This is a genomic window from Quadrisphaera sp. INWT6 (assembly GCF_015390235.1).
Taxonomy (GTDB): Bacteria; Actinomycetota; Actinomycetes; order Actinomycetales; family Quadrisphaeraceae; genus Quadrisphaera.
The window spans coordinates 274032-291566 of record NZ_VUOH01000002.1 but is presented as its reverse complement, the minus strand read 5'-3'; the positions used below and the strand labels follow the sequence as shown (position 1 = coordinate 291566).

Below are 17535 nucleotides of genomic sequence, written 5' to 3'. Positions count from 1 at the left end.
TCCTCAGGAGTTGGGACGGTTGCCGTGGTTGGCGCCGCTCTTCTTGCGAAACCGGCGCTTGCGGGCGCGCTTGCTCATGGCAGCCTCCTCGTCGTCTCGGGTGCGTCACCCCGATGGTCCCACACGGCTCAGGTCCGGGGTCGAGCGCGCCGATGGCCCTGGCGTGACGCTCGTGACCCACGGCCCGGGGACCCTCCCCGGAGCAGCGCAGCCCCCCGCCCAGGACGCCGGGGTCCGCGCGCACCTTCGGGCGCTCGTCGAGCTCGCGGGGTCGGACCTGCACTGCAAGGTCGGCTCCCCGCCGCGCGTCCGCATCGACGGCCGCCTGCGCCGGCTGCGCGCGGCCGAGCTGACCCCCGCGGACACCGAGCGGATGCTCGCGGAGGTCCTGCGGCCCCACCAGGCCGAGGAGTTCGCCCGCTCCAACGAGGCGGACTTCGCGTACTCGATCGGCGGCGTCGGCCGCTTCCGCGTCAACGCCTACCGCCAGCGGGGCACCGTCGGCCTGGTCTTCCGCCGCGTCTCGACGGCGCCGGTGAGCATCGGCGACCTGGGCCTGCCGCCGGTGGTCTCCTCGCTGGCGCTGGAGCCCCGCGGGCTCGTGCTGGTCACCGGCCCCACCGGCTCGGGCAAGACCACGACGCTCTCGAGCATGGTCGACCACGTCAACAGCACCCGCGAGTGCCACATCCTCACCCTCGAGGACCCCGTGGAGGTCCTCCACACCGACAAGCTCGGGATGGTGAACCAGCGCGAGGTGCGGGTCGACACCCAGGACTTCGCCACCGCGCTGCGCGCCGCCATGCGCCAGGACCCGGACGTGATCCTCGTCGGTGAGATGCGCGACGCCGAGACCGTCCGCGCCGCCCTGTCGGCGGCGGAGACGGGCCACCTGGTGCTCTCGACGCTGCACACCGCCGACGCCGCGGAGACCGTGGCCCGCATCGTCGACTTCTTCCCCCCGCACGAGCAGCAGCAGGTCCGGCTCGGGCTGGCGGGCTCCCTGCGCGGCGTCATCTGCCAGCGCCTCGTGCCCCGCGCCGACGGCGAGGGGCGGTGCGTGGTCCTGGAGATCGCCGTGGGCACCCCGCGCATCGCGCAGGCGGTCGCCGACCCGTCCCTGACCTCCACGATCCCCGCCATCATCAGCGAGGGCGGCTTCTACGGGATGCGGACCTTCGACCAGGCCCTGGTCGAGCTGGTGCGCGACAGCGCCGTCACCACGGCCGACGCCCTGGCCGCGGCGAGCCACCCCCACGACCTCGCCGTCGAGCTCCGGCGCCTCGGCATCTCCGCCTGAGGGGCCTCCCAGCCACCTCCCGCCCACCCGTCAGCCACCTGGCAGCGCGCCCGGCAGCGCCGGGAGCGGTCCTGGCGGGCACCATGGGGGGATGAGCACCCGAGAGCGCGCCGGGTGGCGCGCGGTGCTCGCCGCGCTGCCCTGGGCGGTGCGCAGCCAGCTGCGCCGGCAGGACCTCGCCCTGCACGGCGCCGCCGTCACCTTCTACGCCGCCATCGCCGGTGTGCCGATGCTGCTGCTCGCGGTGCGCCTGGCCACCCTCGTGGTCGGCGAGGAGCGGATCCGCTACCTGGCCACCACGCTGGAGGCGGCGCTGCCGCGCAGCTCCGGGGCCGGACCGGTGGCCCGCACGATCATCGAGCAGGCCGCCGGCACGAGCTGGTGGGTCACCTGCTTCGCGGTCTTCGCCGCCAGCCTCTACGGCGAGGGGCTGCGCCGCGCCTACGCCTCGCTGGCCCGCGTCGCCGAGGACCGCACCGGGTGGCGCGGGCGCATCGCCGTCCTGCCGCTGCTGGCGGTCGCGCCGCTCCTGCTCCTCGCCGTCCTCGGGATCACCCCGCTGCTGGCCACGCTGTTCTCCGAGGGGCGCCCGGGGGCCACCGCGCTGGGCGTCTACGTCGCCCTCAACGTCGACTGGATCGCCGTGTCGGTGCCGCTGGCGTGGTCGTTCCGGGTGGTCTCGCCCGACCCGCCGCCGTGGCGCCTGGCGCTGGTCGGCGGCTTCACCACCGGTGCCTTCGTGTCCGGGTTCCTGCAGGGCTTCACCCTGTTCCTCTGGCTCCCCATCGACCTCGGCGCGCCCTTCGGCGGCAACCAGGCCGTGGGCGCCTGGACCGCCGTGCTGCTGTGGGTGTGGCTGCTGCACCTGGTGGTGCTGCTCGGCTACGTCGCCACCCGCCAGGCGGAGCGCATCACCGAGACCCGCCGCCTGGCCCTGGAGACCGCCCCCGCCGCGGCGCACCGGACCGGCTCCACCGCAGACCTCGGAGCGGACCCCGGAGCGGACCCCGGAGCGGACCCCGGAGCGGACCCCGGAGCGGACCCCGGAGCGGACCCCGGAGCGGACCCCGGAGCCGCGCCGCAGGTGGTCGAGGCGCAGGCCCCTCGCTAGCGTGGCGGGGGTGCTCGCCGCCCGCGCCGTCCGCACGCCCGAGTCGCCGTCGGGCCCCGACGCCGACCCGCTCGCCTTCCTGGAGGTCGCCGAGCGCGAGCCCGCGCCGGTCCCCGAGGGGTGGGTCGAGGTGCGGGTGCGCGCAGCGGCGCTGAACCGGCACGACCTGTGGACGCTGCGCGGTGTCGGGGTGCACCCCGACGCCCTCCCCGTGGTGCTCGGGTGCGACGCGGCCGGCACCACCGCCGACGGGCGCGACGTCGTGGTCCACGCCGTCGTCTCCGACCCGCTGTGGGCGGGGGAGGAGACCCTCGACCCCGCGCGCTCGCTGCTGTCGGAGCGCTGGCCCGGCACGCTCGCGCCCGTCGTGCGGGTGCCGGCGCGCAACCTGGTCGACAAGCCCGCCGAGCTCTCCTTCGAGGAGGCGGCCTGCCTGCCCACGGCCTGGCTGACCGCCTACCGGATGCTCTTCTCCCGCTCCGGCACCGCCCCGGGTGACACGGTGCTCGTGCAGGGCGCCGGGGGCGGCGTCTCGACGGCCGCGATCACCCTCGCCGCGGCCGCGGGGCTGCGGGTGTGGGTGACGAGCCGGTCCGAGGAGCGCCGCGCCCGGGCCCTGGAGCTCGGCGCGCACGCGGCCTTCGCGCCGGGGGAGCGGCTGCCCGAGAGGGTCGACGCCGTGCTGGAGAGCGTCGGCAGGGCAACCTGGGGGCACTCGCTGCGCTCGCTGAGGCCGGGCGGCACGGTCGTCGTGTGCGGCGCGACCACCGGCGACGCCCCGGCCGAGCTCAACCGGGTCTTCTTCACCCAGCTGCGCGTCGTCGGCTCGACGATGGGCAGCCTCGCCGAGCTGGGCCGCCTGGCGCGGCTGTGCGCCACCACGGGGATGCGGCCGCTGGTCGACGACGTGCTCCCGCTCGCCGAGGTCGCGGAGGGCCTGCGCCGCCTGGAGGCGGGGGAGGTCTTCGGCAAGCTCGTCGTCAGGCCCTGACGGCCAGGGAGGGCGTCACGGGAGGCGTCAGGGGGTGAGCGGGAGGCCCAGCCAGGCGTGCCAGCCGCCGTGCAGCACCAGCCACGCCAGCAGGCCGTAGCCCACCTGGCCCGGGTGCACGCCGTCGCCCTCGGCGAGGTCGGCGAGCCACTGCTCGTGGTGGGCCAGGGGCCCGAAGCAGTCGACGTAGGGGACCCCGCGGCGGCTGGCGACGTCGGCCCAGCCCCCGGCCAGCTCGGCGACGGCCGAGCGCAGCGACGGGTCGAGCGGCGGGGGCGGGCCCACGACGAACGCCGGGACGTCCTGCGCCGCTGCGGTGTCGAGCACGTCGGCCAGGTTCAGGCGGCTGCGCGCGAGGGTCGAGCCCACCGCGGCGTCGGCGGCGCCGAGACCGATGACGAGCCTGTCGTCGGTGCGGCTCCACCGGCGCGACGCCTCCGCGTACCAGCGCTCCCGCAGCGCCGACGTCGTCTCCCCGGGCACCCCGAGGGGCATCACCGTGGCGGCGACGGCGTCGTGCTCGGTGCGCGTGCGCGCAGCCACCCGCCCCACCCACCCGAGGGCGCGCGGGTCACCCACGCCGGCGACGAGGTCGTCGCCGACCACGCAGATGCGCGTGGTCGGCGCCCTCACCTCCGGCTCAACGGTCGAGGGCTTCCGCGACCAGCGCCTTCTGCTCGGCCTGGTGGGCCTTGGAGGTGCCGGTGGCCGGGGAGGCCGACGCCTTGCGGCTGACCCGGCGCACCGAGCGGTCGGCGAGCGCCTCGGCCAGGGCGTAGCCCAGGAACGGCCAGGCGCCCTGGTTGGCCGGCTCCTCCTGCACCCACACCAGCTCCGCGGAGGAGGGGAAGGCCGAGAGGACCTCGCCGAGGCCGCGGGCGTCGAGCGGGTACAGCTGCTCGAGGCGCACCACGGCGGTGCGGCGGTCACCGCGCCGGTCGCGCTCGGCCAGCAGGTCGTAGGCGACCTTGCCCGAGCACAGCAGCACGCGGTCGACCGAGGCGGCGTCGACCTTCGAGGGGTCGTCGCCGAGGACCGTCTGGAACCCGCCGGTCGTGAAGTCCGAGACCGGGGAGGCCGCGGCCTTCAGGCGCAGCATCGACTTGGGCGTGAAGACGACCAGGGGGCGCCGCGGCCGCGCGTACGCCTGGCGGCGCAGCAGGTGGAAGTGCGAGGCGGGCGTCGACGGCATCGCGACCGTCATGTTCTCCTCCGCGCACAGCTGCAGGAAGCGCTCGATGCGCGCCGAGGAGTGGTCGGGGCCCTGGCCCTCGTAGCCGTGGGGGAGCAGCAGCACGACCGAGGAGCGCTGCGCCCACTTCTGCTGGGACGAGGAGATGAACTCGTCGATGATCGTCTGGGCGCCGCCGGCGAAGTCGCCGAACTGGGCCTCCCACATGACCAGCGCGTCCGGCCGCTCCACGGAGTAGCCGTACTCGAAGCCCATCGCGGCGTACTCGGACAGCAGCGAGTCGTACACCCAGAAGCGCGCGTCGCCGGTGGCGAACTTCTGCAGCGGGGTCCACTCCTCGCCGGTCACGCGGTCGATGAGCACCGCGTGGCGCTGGGCGAAGGTGCCGCGGCGGCTGTCCTGGCCGGCCAGGCGCACGCCGGTGCCCTCGCCGAGCAGCGAGCCGATGGCGAGCAGCTCGCCCATGGCCCAGTCGACGCCGCCCTCGCGGGTCATCTGCGCGCGCTTCTCGAGCATCGGGCGCAGCTTCGGGTGCACGGTGAAGCCGTCGGGGGCCTCGACGTGGGCGGTGCCCAGCGCCTCGAGCACCGAGGTCTCCACGGCCGTCTGCGACGGGTCGGCCACGGAGTCGTCGCGCTGGAGGAGGGCCTGTCGAGCCCCGCGGTGGTCGCGGAGCCGTCGCTGCCCTCGACCGCGCGCGGCGCGGGGGCGGAGGAGTCCTTGGTCTCCTCGAAGGCCCGCTCGAGCTGCTGGCGGTACTCGTCGAGGACCTTCTCGGCCTCCTCCAGCGTGATGTCGCCGCGGCCGATGAGGGCCTCGGTGTACAGCTTGCGGGTGGAGCGCTTGGCCTCGATCAGGCCGTACATCAGCGGCTGCGTCATCGAGGGGTCGTCGCCCTCGTTGTGGCCGCGGCGGCGGTAGCAGACCATGTCGATGACGACGTCCTTGCCGAACTCCTCGCGGAACGCGAAGGCCAGCTTGGCCACGCGCACGCAGGCCTCGGGGTCGTCGCCGTTCACGTGGAAGATCGGCGCCTGGACCATGCGGGCCACGTCGGTGCAGTAGAACGACGAGCGCGAGCTCGCCGGCGCCGTCGTGAAGCCGACCTGGTTGTTGATGACGACGTGCACCGTGCCGCCGGTGCGGTAGCCCCGCAGCTGCGACAGGTTCAGCGTCTCGGCCACCACGCCCTGGCCCGCGAAGGCCGCGTCTCCGTGCACCAGCACCGGCAGCACCGGGAAGCGCGAGCCGCCCAGGTTGATGCGGTCCTGCTTGGCGCGGACGATGCCCTCGAGCACCGGGTCGACGGCCTCCAGGTGGGAGGGGTTGGCGGCGAGGTAGACCTTGGTCTGCGCGCCGTCCTCGGCGGTGAAGACGCCCTCGGTGCCGAGGTGGTACTTCACGTCGCCGGAGCCCTGCACCGAGCGCGGGTCCTGGACGCCCTCGAACTCGCGGAAGATCTGCGAGTAGCTCTTGCCCGCGATGTTGGCCAGCACGTTGAGGCGGCCGCGGTGGGCCATCCCGATGCCGACCTCCTCGATGTCGGCGTGCGCCGCCTCGGAGAGCACGGCGTCGAGCAGGGGGATGACGGACTCGGCGCCCTCGAGGCTGAAGCGCTTCTGCCCGACGTACTTGGTCTGCAGGAAGGTCTCGAAGGCCTCGGCGTCGTTCAGGCGCTTCAGCACCCGCAGGTGGGCCTCGCGGCTGAGCGGGGTGTAGGGCTTCTCGACGCGGTCCTGGATCCAGCGGCGCTGGGCCGGGTCCTGGATGTGCATGTACTCGATGCCGGTGGTGCGGCAGTAGGAGTCGCGCAGCACCCCGAGGATCTCGCGGAGCTTCATCAGCGGCTTGCCGCCGAAGCCGCCGGTGGGGAACTCGCGGTCGAGGTCCCACAGGGTCAGGCCGTGGGTGCGGATGTCGAGGTCGTGGTGGCGGCGCTGGCGGTACTCCAGCGGGTCGGTGTCGGCCATGAGGTGGCCGCGCACCCGGTAGGAGTGCACCAGCTCAACGACGCGCGCCGTCTTGCCGATCTCGTCCTCGTGGGACACGGAGATGTCCTGCACCCAGCGGACCGGCTCGTAGGGGATGCGCAGGGCGGCGAAGATGCCGTCCCAGAAGTCGTCTCCCAACAGCTTGCTGTGGATGACGCGCAGGAACTCCCCGGACTGCGCGCCCTGGATGATCCGGTGGTCGTAGGTGCTGGTCAGCGTGAGGGTCTTGCTGACCGCCAGGCGCGCCAGGGTCTCCGCGGAGGCGCCCTGGTACTCGGCCGGGTAGTCCATCGCGCCGACGCCGATGATCGTGCCCTGCCCCTGCACCAGGCGCGGCACCGAGTGCTGCGTGCCGATGGTGCCGGGGTTCGTGAGGCTGATCGTGGTGCCGGCGAAGTCGGGCACGCCGAGGCCGCCGGAGCGGGCGCGGCGGACGAGGTCCTCGTAGGCGGCCCAGAAGTGGGCGAAGTCGAGGGTCTCGGCGTTCTTGATGGACGGGACCAGCAGCTGGCGCGAGCCGTCCTTGGCCGGCAGGTCGATGGCCAGGCCGAAGTTGACGTGGGCGGGCTGGACGACGCCGGGCTTGCCGTCGACCTCGGCGTACGCGTGGTTCATGGCCGGCATGTCGCGCAGCGCCTCGACCACGGCGAACCCGATGAGGTGGGGTGAACGACACCTTGCCGCCGCGGGCGCGCTTCAGGTGGTTGTTGATGACGATGCGGTTGTCGATCAGCAGCTTCGCCGGGACCGACCGCACGCTGGTGGCGGTGGGGACCGAGAGGCTGGCCTCCATGTTGGTCACGACGCGCGCCGCCGGGCCGCGCAGGCGCACCCGGGTGGGCTCGTCGGAGCCGCCCGCCGCCGGGGCGGGCGCGGGGGCGGGTGCGGCGGCCTTCGCGGCGGGGGCCTTGGCGGCGGGAGCCGGGGCGGCCGGCGCTGCGGTCTTCTCGGGGGCCTTCGGGGGAGCGGGGGGAGCGGTGTCCACGGGCGCCTTCGCCTCGGAGCGGGTGCTGCTGGGGGCCGGGGGAGCCGGAGCAGCGGAGGGGGTGGGGGCCGGGGCCTCGGGGGCTGCGGGGGCCGCAGCGGAGGAGGGGCCGCCGGCGTAGCCGTCGAAGAAGTCCCACCAGGCGGGGTCGACCGAGGACCTGTCGCGGAGGTACTGCTGGTAGAGGTCCTCGACCAGCCACTGGTTGGCGCCGAAGGCGGCCGGGTCGAGCCCCGGTCCGTCCTGGCGTCCACCGGTCGTCGGTGTCTGCGTCACGGGGGGATCGCCCACTTCCACGGGTCAGCGCTGGCGGGATTGGCTCCCCAGCACAGTACTAGGCGTGCTCGGACGCGATCGAGGAGGACCTCGGGGGGCGCGACGGGGGACGCGCCGGCGGCCACCTCGACTACCGTGGTCCCACGTGCGCTTCCTGAACGACCAGCGGCCCGTGACGGACCTCACCTACAACGACGTCTTCCTGGTGCCGTCGCGGTCGTCGGTGACGTCCCGGCTCGACGTCGACCTCGCCAGCGACGACGGCACCGGCACGACCGTCCCGGTCGTCGTCGCCAACATGACGGCCGTCTCCGGGCGCCGGATGGCGGAGACCGTCGCCCGCCGCGGCGGGATGGCCGTGCTGCCCCAGGACCTGCCGCTCGACGTCGTCCGCGACGTGGTCGCGTGGGTGAAGTCGCGCCACCCGGTGCTGGAGACCCCCGTCGAGCTGTCGCCCACCGGGACCGTCACCGACGCGCTCCACCTGCTGCCGAAGCGCTCGCACGGCGCGCTCGTGGTCCTCGACGCCGACCGCACCGTGGTGGGCGTCGTCACCGAGGCCGACTGCAGCGGCGTCGACAGGTTCACGCAGGTCCGCGAGGTGATGTCGCGCGACCCCTTCGTGCTGCGGGCCGCCGACGTCCTCGACGCCTCCGGCGCCGTGCTCGACGGCGGCCTGGAGCGCGCCTTCGAGGCCCTCGACGGCGCCCGCCGCGCCTTCGCCCCGGTCGTCGACGACGCCGGCCGCCTGCTCGGGGCGCTCACCCGCACCGGGTGCCTGCGCTCCCGGATCTACGCGCCCGCCCTCGACGGCGCCGGCCGCCTGCGCATCGGCGTGGCCATCGGCATCGGGGGCGACGCCGGCGCGACCGCCGCCGCCGTCCTGGAGGCCGGCGCCGACGCGCTCGTCGTCGACACGGCCCACGGCCACCAGGAGCGCATGCTCACCGCCCTGCGCGCCGTGGCCGGCGTGCGCTCGTCCGCCCCCCGCGTGCCGGTGGTGGCGGGCAACGTGGTCACCGCCGCCGGGGTGTCCGACCTCGTGGAGGCCGGCGCCGACGTCGTCAAGGTGGGCGTCGGGCCCGGGGCCATGTGCACCACGCGCATGATGACCGGCGTCGGCCGCCCGCAGTTCTCCGCCGTGCTGGAGTGCTCGGCCGCCGCCCGCGAGCTGGGCGCCCGGGTCTGGGCCGACGGCGGGGTGCGCCACCCGCGCGACGTCGCCCTCGCCCTCGCCGCGGGTGCCAGCCAGGTGATGGTCGGCTCCTGGTTCGCGGGCACGCACGAGAGCCCGGGCGACCTGCTGGTCGACTCGAGCGGCCGCGCCTACAAGGAGAGCTTCGGCATGGCCTCCTCCCGCGCCGTCGCCGCGCGCACCCGCACCGACAGCCCCTTCGAGCGCGCCCGCAAGGGCCTGTTCGAGGAGGGCATCTCCAGCTCGCGGATGCACCTGGACCCGCGCCGCCCCGGTGTGGAGGACCTCCTCGACCAGGTCACCTCCGGCGTCCGCAGCGCCTGCACCTACGCGGGCGCCCGCGACCTCGCCGAGCTGCGCGACCGCGCGGTGGTGGGCCTCCAGTCCGACGCCGGCTACCAGGAGGGGCGCCCGCTGCCTGCGGGCTGGTGACGCGCCCGGACGGGCGCCGCGGCGCGCCGCCGCGGCGTGTCGCCCGTCCGGGGGCCTCTGACCTGCGCAGAACGACACCGGTGGAACTCTTCGTCCACAGAAGTGCCGAAGTCCCGGAACGGGCCACCAGCGGCACCTATGCTCCGAAGGGTCAAGGCCCCGGCTGCGACGCTCCGCCGCACGTCAGGGGTGGGGCGCAGCCGTGCGCGCAGCCGTCGGTCGAGCCCCTGGAGGATCCGCTGTGTCGTCTCACCGCGGAGCCGGGACCGGCTTCTCCGACGAGCCCCGCGGGGCCGTCGCGGTGGACGAGCGGACCAGGCCCCTCGCGGCGTGGCCCAACAGCCGGGAGGCGCGCGAGCGCGCGCTGACGCGCACCGGCCGCCGCACCGCGGTGCCCGCGCAGCGCACCGCCCCCGCGGCGCCCGGCGCGACGGCGTCCCCGGCCGAGGCCCTGCAGGACCTCGCCGCGCTGCTCGGCCTCCCGCCCCACCCGGGCGTCCCCGGCCAGCGCACCGCCCCCGGATCCGCTCCGCACCGGCCGTCGAGCGGCTCGGCGCCGAGCTGGGCCTCCGACGCGGCCCCCGGGTGGACCCCGGAGTGGGCCGCGGGCATGGCGCCCTCGCACCCCTCCGCCCCGGTCCCCGCGCCGGTGGCGCCGCCGCAGGCGCGCGTCGGCGTGCTGCCGGCACCGGCCCGCGCCGTCCCGGCGGACGCGCCCACCGCGGACCCGCTGCCCTCGCGCCGCAGCCGCCGCGCCGAGCTCCTGCGCGACCTGCCCGTCGACGCCCCGGTGCAGCGCACCGCGCCCGCCGCACCGGCGGCCCCGGGCGAGGGCCCCGCGGAGGGCCCGCTCCCGACCCGCCGCTCGCGGCGCGCGGCGCTGGTCCCCGTCGACGCCCCGCCGCCGGCGAGCGCCCCGGCCCTGCCCGGCAGCCGGCGGGCCCTGCGCGAGCAGGCCGCGGGCGCGCCCCCCGCACCGCGGACCGCCCCCGCCGCAGCGCCGCTGGGCGCCGTGCGCGTCCCCGCGCCCGCGCGGTCGGCGGCCCCGACCGCTCCCACGGCCACCGACGCCGACGTCCTGGCCCGCCTCGAGGCGCTCCTCGCCGAGCCCACCGGGTCGTGGGAGGCCGCGCCCGTCGCCCGCCTCGAGCCCGCGGTCGCCCCGGCCCCCGCGCCGCTGTCGACGCTCGACTTGCGCACCGACCCCGAGCTGCCTGCCACCGGGTGGGCGCGCCGGGAGCAGCCGGCCACCGCGCCCGAGGCCGCGGCCGCCGCCCCTGACGCGTCCGACGCCCTCGCCGTCCCCGCCGCTGCGCCGCGCCCGGCGCGGGAGGTCCTGCCCTCGCCGGTCGCCGCCCCGCAGCTGCTGGCCGAGGCCGTCGAGGAGGCGCTGGCCCCCGGGGCCGCGGTCTTCACGCCGCGCCGCGGCCGCGCCTCGCACCGGCTGCCCAAGCGGGCCCGCGCCGCCCTGCCCCAGGTGGCGGTGGTGGGGGTGCTCGGCATCGCCTCGCTGGTCGCGCCGCTCGTCGGCACCCACCTGCAGGCGCAGGCCGACACCGGCGGCTCCACCGCGTCCTCGGCCAGCGCCGACGCCGGCGCGAGCACGTACCAGGCCGTCGCCGCCGCCAGCGCGGCTGCCGCCGCCGACCTCCTCACCGGCCGCGCCTCCGAGGCGCTGTCGCGCACGTCGGCCCGCGACGACGCCGCGCTGCAGGCCACCGCCGAGCGCGCGCAGGCCGTCAAGGTCGAGCAGGACCGCATCGCCGCGGAGGCCGCCGCGAAGGCGGAGCAGGACCGCGCCGCCGCCGAGGCCGCGGCGAAGGCCGCCGAGGAGCACCGCCAGGCCGTCACCTCGCTCGTGGGCGACTGCTCCGGCCAGCGCCCCGACACCGCCGGCACCAAGAACGGCCGCCTCCAGGACTCGCAGATGTGCGACCTGTGGGTCGGCAACCACAAGCTCCGCTCCGACGCCGCCCTGGCCTTCGCCGAGCTGTCGCTGGCCTACCGGGAGCACTTCGGCTCCGACATCGTCATCACCGACTCCTACCGCTCCTACGCCGCCCAGGTGAGCGTGCGCCGCTCGAAGCCGCGCCTCGCCGCGGTCCCCGGCACGAGCGAGCACGGCTGGGGCCTCGCGGTCGACCTCGGCGGCGGCGTCCAGAACAGCGACGAGCACTACGACTGGCTGATCGAGAACGCGCCGAAGTACGGCTGGGACCACCCCGCCTGGGCCCGCAAGGGCGGCGGCGGCCCCTACGAGCCGTGGCACTGGGAGTACGTCGCCGGCGAGTGACGGCCCGCTGACCGGCTGTCGACCTGCTGCCGGACGGCGGCGCGGCGCTGGTAGGCTGGCGCAGCCGCGGGCCCCAGGGTCGCGCGGCGGCCGCCCCCGTAGCTCAGGGGATAGAGCACCGCCCTCCGGAGGCGGGGGCGCAGGTTCGAATCCTGCCGGGGGCACCCGAGGCGGCGCAGACCACGACGGCGTGGTCACCAGCTGTCGGCCTCCACTCGGACTCATCCTCCTCAGGACCCACCAGCGCCCCCTGCCGGGACCTCGTCGCGCCGTCAGCCATGCCTGGCGGGCATCGACGCGACCCGCACCGGGCATTGGACACCGCTCCTCCGCCCGTCCAGGCTCTCCGCAGTGCACGACGGCGCCGTCAGCACGGGTGCCCCTCCTGCGGTCCGCTGCAGCAGGCCCCCCGGTGGCCGCCGTGCGGCGTGCTCGCGGGGAGCGCGCCGGCGACCCCGGAGGAACCGTGCAGCACACCGACGAGACCACCCGCCGTCCCGAGCGGCCCGACGACGCCCCCCTCGGCCACCTCGAGCGCGACTGCGACGTCGTCGTGGTGGGGGCCGGTGCCGCCGGGCTCACCGCCGCGACCGACCTGCGGCGCGCCGGGCTGTCCGTCGTGGTGCTCGAGGCCCGCGACCGGGTCGGCGGGCGCCTGCACACCGACGTCGTCGAGGGGGCGGTCCTCGAGGTGGGCGGCCAGTGGGTCTCGCCCGACCAGACCGCCCTCCTGGCGACCCTCGACGAGCTGGGGCTGACCACGTACTCCCGGTACCGCGACGGCGACGCCGTCTTCGTCGGCGCCGACGGCACCCGCACCCGGTACACCGGCGAGTCGCTGCCCACCACGCCCGAGACCGAGGCGGAGGTGGCGCGCCTGGTCGAGCTCCTCGACGTCCTCGTGGCGCAGGTCGACCCGGACCGCCCGTGGGAGCACCCGGACGCCGAGCTCCTGGACACCACGAGCTTCGCGGCGTGGCTGGCCCAGCAGACCGACGACGCCGAGGCGCGCGACCAGGTGGCGCTCTTCGTGGCCGGGGCGATGCTGACCAAGCCCGCCCACGCCTTCTCGGTGCTCCAGGCGCTGCTCATGGCCGCCAGCGCCGGCAGCTTCTCCCACCTCGTGGACCCCGACTTCATCCTCGACCGCCGCGTCGTCGGGGGGCTGCAGCAGGTCCCGCTCCTCCTGGCGGAGCGGCTCGGTGACGACGTGCTGCTGGGCCGCCCCGTCAGGACCCTGCGCTGGTCGGCCGACGGCGTGGAGGCGGTCGCCGACGGCGCGGTGGTGCGGGCCCGGCGGGCCGTCCTCGCGCTCGCGCCGGTGCTCCTGCCGCGCATCACCTTCGACCCGCCGCTGCCGCGCCGCCAGCAGCAGATGCACCAGCACCTGTCGATGGGGCTCGTCATCAAGGTGCACGCCGTCTACGAGACGCCCTTCTGGCGCGCCGACGGGCTGTCGGGCACCGCCTTCGGCCCCCACCAGCTGTGCCACGAGGCGTACGACAACTCCAACCACGGCGACCCCCGTGGCACGCTGGTGGGCTTCGTGTCCGACGCCCTCGCCGACGAGCTCTTCGCGCTGGACGCGGCCGAGCGGAAGCGGCGCGTCCTCGACTCGCTGGCGGCGTACTACGGAGAGCAGGCGAAGAGCCCGGTGGTCTACTACGAGAGCGACTGGGGCGCGGAGGAGTGGACCCGCGGCGCCTACGGCGCGAGCTTCGACCTCGGCGGGCTGCACCGCTACGGCGCCGACCTCCGCACGCCGGTGGGGCCCCTCGCCTTCGCCTGCAGCGACCTGGCGGGGCTGGGGTTCCAGCACGTCGACGGCGCGATCCGCATGGGCCGCCTCGCGGCCGCCCGGACCGCCGCCGCGCTGGGCGCCGGGCCCGACGGCGGGCCGGCTGCCGACGGGGCCGCCGAGCTCGTGACGGCGGGCGGGCGGTGAGCGCCGCGCGCGTCGCCGTCGGCTACACCTCCACGGAGGCCGGCCGGGGCGCCGTGGTCGCCGGGGCCCGCCTGGCCCGCGCCCTCGGCGGTGAGCTCGCCCTCGTGCTCGTGCTCCCCGACACCGCCCGGGGCGCCGTCGTGCCACCCGACCCCGGGTACGAGGCCCTGCTGCGCAGCAGCGCCGACGCTTGGCTGGAGGAGGCCTCGGCGCTGGTCCCGGCCGCGGTGCCGCGCACGACGCACGCGCGCCGCGCCGAGTCCGCCGCCGAGGGGCTGCTGGAGGCCGCGCACGACCTGGGCGCCACCCACCTCGTGGTCGGGGCCGGGTCCGAGCGGGGCCTGGGGCGCTTCGGCGTCGGCACCGCGGCGAGCGAGCTGCTCCACAGCGCTGACCTCCCCGTCGTCGTCGTGCCGGTGGGCGACGGGGCGGCCGGGGCCGAGGACGACGACGGGGGAGTGCCGACGTGCTGCTGGAGGAGGGCCTGGCGCTGGCCCGCGCCGCGGGTGCCCCGCTCCGCCTGGTCTCGCTGCAGGTGCTCGACCTGCCGGGGCGCCTCGACCGCGTCGTGGTGGCCGACACCGCCGACGCCCACCTGCGGCACGTCCTCGACGAGGCCCGCGCGTCCGTGCCCGACGCCCTCGTGGAGGACGCGCTCCTCGTGCGCGGCCGCGACGTCGCCGACGCCATCAGCGACCTCGCCTGGCTCCCCGGCGAGGTCGTGGTGGTGGGGTCCAGCCGGCTCGCGGCGCCCCACCGGCTGTTCCTGGGGGCCACGGCTGCCAGGCTGCTCCGAGCCGTGCCGGTCCCCGTCGTCGTCGTGCCCCGGACCCGTCCCCAGGGAGGTCGCTCGTGAGCGTTCGTGGAGCAGCACCGGTCGGTCGCAGCGGTGAGCCCGCACCCCCGGCCGCCGACGGCGGCCTGTCGAGCAAGGGGCTGAGCGCCGGGACGGTGGGCCTCGTCGGCGCCGTCGTCATCGGCCTGTCGTGCATCGCCCCCGCGTACACGATGACGGCCGCGCTCGGTCCGACCGTCTCGGAGGTCGGCTACCAGGTGCCGGCGCTCGTGCTGGTCGGCTTCGTGCCGATGCTGCTGGTGGCGCTCGGGTACCGGGAGCTCAACCGGGCCATGCCCGACTCGGGCACCACCTTCACCTGGGCCACCCGCGCCCTCGGGCCGTGGGTCGGGTGGATGGCGGGCTGGGGCCTGGTGGCGGCCACGGTGCTCGTGCTGTCGAACCTCGCGGGCATCGCCGTCGACTTCCTCTTCCTGCTGCTCGCCCAGGTGAGCGGGAACGCGGGGCTCGCCGACCTGGCCTCCAACACCGCCGTCAACGTGCTGGTCTGCCTCGCGTTCATGGCCGGGGCCACCGCCGTCGCCTACCGCGACATGCAGACCACGCAGCGGCTGCAGTACGCCCTGGTCGGCTTCCAGCTGCTGGTCCTGGTGCTCTTCGCCGGCGTCGCCCTCTACCGCGCCGCGACCGGTGAGCCCGGCAGCGAGCCGGTCTCGCTGGAGTGGTTCGACCCGACCGCGGTGCCGAGCACCGCGGCGCTGGCCGCGGGCCTGTCCCTGTCGATCTTCATCTTCTGGGGCTGGGACGTCACCCTCACGATGAACGAGGAGACCAAGGACCCCGACCGCACGCCCGGGCGGGCCGCCACGGTCACGGTCGTCGTCATCCTCACCGTGTACCTGCTCCTCGCGGTCTCGCTGCTGTCCTTCGCCGGCACGGGGGAGACCGGCCACGGCCTGGGCAACCCCGACATCCAGGACAACGCCTTCTTCGCGCTGGCGGGTCCGGTGCTCGGGCCGCTGGCGGCGCTGGTGTCGCTGGCGGTGCTCACCAGCTCGGCGTCGTCGCTGCAGTCGACCTTCGTGTCACCGGCGCGCACGCTGCTGGCGATGGGCCACTACGGCGCGCTGCCGACGTGGTTCGCCAGGGTGCACCCGCGCTTCTTCACCCCCGGCAACGCCACCGTCGCGGCCGCCGTCGTCGCCTCCGCGTTCTACGCCGTGATGCGCGTGGTCAGTGAGAACGTGCTGTGGGACACCATCACCGCCCTCGGCATGATGATCTGCTTCTACTACGGCGCCACCGCCTTCGCGTGCGTCTGGTACTTCCGCCGGCAGTGGTTCGACTCGGTGCGCAGCGCGCTGCTGACCCTGGTGTCGCCGCTGGTCGGCGGCGTGGTGCTGGCGGTCCTGTTCGTCACCACGCTCGTCGACAGCACCGACCCGGAGTACGGCAGCGGCTCGTCGGTCGGCGGGGTCGGGCTGGTGTTCCTCCTCGGCGTCGGCGTCATCGGCCTGGGCGCCGTGCTGATGGTCGCCCAGCGCCTGGCTCGCCCGGCCTTCTTCCGCTCTGAGACGCTGCGCCGCAGCGACAGCACCACCGACCTCGTCCCCGCCAGCACCGACAGGGAGCACGCATGAGCCAGTCCAGCGAGTACCGGGTCGTCAACCCCGCCACCGGCGAGGAGGGCGACGCGTACCCGACCGCCACCGACGCCGAGGTCGAGGCGGCGCTCGCCGCCGTGGACGCCGCGCACCGCGGCTGGTCGCGGTCGTCGACCCCCGCGCAGCGGGGCGAGCTGGTCCGGCGCGTGGCGCAGCTGCACCGGGAGCGCCGCGAGGAGCTGGCCGACGCGATCGTGCGCGAGATGGGCAAGCCGCGCGAGGCCGCCCTGGGCGAGGTCGACTTCGCCGCCGACATCTACGAGTACTACGCCGACCGCGCCGAGCAGCTCACCGCCGACCAGCCCATCGACCTGCTGGGCGGCGGGGGCACCGCCGTGGTGCGCCGCGCCTCGCTGGGCCCGCTGCTCGGGATCATGCCGTGGAACTTCCCGTACTACCAGGTCGCCCGCTTCGCCGGTCCGAACCTCGTGGTGGGCAACACGGTCCTGCTCAAGCACGCCCCGCAGTGCCCGGTCTCGGCCGAGCTCATCCAGAAGGCCTTCGACGACGCCGCCGCCGAGCTGGGGGTGCCGGCCGGCGCGTACCTGAACGTGCGCCTGTCCAACGACCAGGCCGCCGCCGTGATCGGCGACCCGCGCGTGGCGGGCGTGTCGCTCACCGGCTCCGAGCGCGCCGGGGCGGCCGTGGCCGAGGTCGCCGGGCGCCACCTCAAGAAGGTGGCCCTGGAGCTGGGCGGCTCGGACCCGTTCCTGCTGCTGTCCACCGACGACCTCGACGCGGTGGTGGAGCAGGCCGTGGCGGCGCGCCTGGACAACACCGGGCAGTCCTGCAACGGCGCCAAGCGGTTCGTGGTGGTCGAGGACCTCTACGAGCCGTTCGTCGAGAAGCTCACCGCCGCGATGGCCGCGGCGACCACCGGTGACCCGTTCGCCGACGGCACCGACCTGGGCCCGCTCAGCTCGCTGGCCGCCGCCGAGCGCCTGGCCGACCAGGTCGACCGCGCGGTGGCGGCGGGCGCGACCCTGGTGACCGGCGGCACCCGCGACGGCGCCTTCTACGCCCCGACGGTGCTCACCGACGTGGCACCGGGCAACCCCGCCTACACCGAGGAGCTGTTCGGCCCGGTCGCGGTCGTCTACCGCGTCGCCGACGAGGACGCCGCCGTCGAGCTCGCCAACGACACCCCCTACGGCCTCGGCTCGTACGTCTTCACCACCGACGCCGCGCAGGCCGAGCGGGTGGCCGACCGGATCGAGGCCGGCATGGTCTTCGTGAACTGCGTGCTCGCCGACTCCCCGGAGCTGCCCTTCGGCGGCGTGAAGCGCAGCGGCACCTCCCGCGAGATGGGACTGCTGGCCGCGGAGGAGTTCGTCAACAAGAAGCTCGTCCGCACCGCCGGCTGA

Annotated in this window: 11 protein-coding genes, 1 tRNA gene and 2 pseudogenes; 11 read left to right on the top strand and 3 right to left on the bottom strand. The window is 75.8% G+C overall.

The window, feature by feature from the left end; genetic code table 11:
* Positions 1-3: 3 nt before the first annotated feature.
* Entirely contained in the window at positions 4-78 is a 75-nt protein-coding gene (locus F1641_RS23750) for a 50S ribosomal protein bL37 (RefSeq protein WP_375541470.1), read from the bottom strand.
* Between the two features lie 94 nt (positions 79-172).
* Here F1641_RS23750 and F1641_RS06320 point away from each other — a divergent pair, with 94 nt between their 5' ends.
* From F1641_RS06320 to F1641_RS22415, 3 genes are all read left to right on the top strand, one after another.
* Positions 173-1300, top strand: a complete 1128-nt coding sequence (locus F1641_RS06320) for a type IV pilus twitching motility protein PilT (protein WP_375541469.1) — start codon at positions 173-175, stop codon at positions 1298-1300.
* 91 nt (positions 1301-1391) lie between these two features.
* Entirely contained in the window at positions 1392-2411 is a 1020-nt protein-coding gene (locus F1641_RS06315) for a YihY/virulence factor BrkB family protein (protein ID WP_194903720.1), read from the top strand.
* Positions 2412-2421: 10 nt separating this feature from the next.
* Positions 2422-3402: a zinc-binding dehydrogenase gene (locus tag F1641_RS22415; protein WP_194903718.1), complete on the top strand. Its 981-nt coding sequence runs from the start codon at positions 2422-2424 to the stop codon at positions 3400-3402.
* 27 nt (positions 3403-3429) lie between these two features.
* Here the strand turns inward: F1641_RS22415 and F1641_RS06305 are convergent, their stop codons facing one another.
* Together F1641_RS06305 and F1641_RS23745 are read right to left on the bottom strand one after the other, a co-directional pair.
* Entirely contained in the window at positions 3430-4035 is a 606-nt protein-coding gene (locus F1641_RS06305; RefSeq protein ID WP_194903716.1) for a GDSL-type esterase/lipase family protein, read from the bottom strand.
* A gap of 7 nt (positions 4036-4042) precedes the next feature.
* Positions 4043-7846: pseudogene (locus F1641_RS23745) on the bottom strand (multifunctional oxoglutarate decarboxylase/oxoglutarate dehydrogenase thiamine pyrophosphate-binding subunit/dihydrolipoyllysine-residue succinyltransferase subunit).
* Between the two features lie 145 nt (positions 7847-7991).
* On the opposite strand from F1641_RS23745, the gene F1641_RS06295 reads away from it, so the two are divergent.
* The 8 genes and pseudogenes from F1641_RS06295 (at position 7992) to F1641_RS06265 (ending at position 17535) form a co-directional block, all read left to right on the top strand.
* Complete coding sequence (locus F1641_RS06295) at positions 7992-9473, top strand: GuaB1 family IMP dehydrogenase-related protein (protein WP_194903715.1); 1482 nt, start codon at positions 7992-7994, stop codon at positions 9471-9473.
* A 241-nt stretch (positions 9474-9714) separates the two neighbouring features.
* Complete coding sequence (locus F1641_RS22965) at positions 9715-11766, top strand: M15 family metallopeptidase (RefSeq protein WP_206690692.1); 2052 nt, start codon at positions 9715-9717, stop codon at positions 11764-11766.
* A 92-nt stretch (positions 11767-11858) separates the two neighbouring features.
* Positions 11859-11930: transfer RNA gene (locus tag F1641_RS06285), tRNA-Arg, on the top strand.
* Between the two features lie 302 nt (positions 11931-12232).
* Positions 12233-13711 carry an NAD(P)/FAD-dependent oxidoreductase gene (locus F1641_RS06280; protein WP_194903713.1) on the top strand — a complete coding sequence of 493 codons (1479 nt, stop codon included), beginning with the start codon at positions 12233-12235 and terminating at the stop codon, positions 13709-13711.
* Positions 13708-14067, top strand: a pseudogene (locus tag F1641_RS23740) (universal stress protein); the annotation flags it as partial. The gene F1641_RS06280 and the pseudogene F1641_RS23740, both read left to right, overlap by 4 nt.
* Before the next feature lie 110 nt (positions 14068-14177).
* The gene (locus tag F1641_RS19740) at positions 14178-14567 is read left to right on the top strand and encodes a universal stress protein (RefSeq protein WP_206690690.1); all 390 of its coding nucleotides are present in this window, start codon (positions 14178-14180) and stop codon (positions 14565-14567) included.
* 65 nt (positions 14568-14632) lie between these two features.
* On the top strand, positions 14633-16147 hold the full coding sequence (locus F1641_RS06270) for an APC family permease (protein WP_255514299.1): 1515 nt from the start codon (positions 14633-14635) through the stop codon (positions 16145-16147).
* Positions 16144-17535: an NAD-dependent succinate-semialdehyde dehydrogenase gene (locus F1641_RS06265; RefSeq protein ID WP_194903709.1), complete on the top strand. Its 1392-nt coding sequence runs from the start codon at positions 16144-16146 to the stop codon at positions 17533-17535. The genes F1641_RS06270 and F1641_RS06265 overlap by 4 nt, the downstream gene beginning before the upstream one ends.

Coding starts and splice junctions, on each gene's coding strand:
- F1641_RS06315 (WP_194903720.1), top strand. CDS start 1,392: ATGAGCACCCGAGAGCGCGCCGGGTGGCGCGCGGTGCTCGCCGCGCTG.
- F1641_RS06265 (WP_194903709.1), top strand. CDS start 16,144: ATGAGCCAGTCCAGCGAGTACCGGGTCGTCAACCCCGCCACCGGCGAG.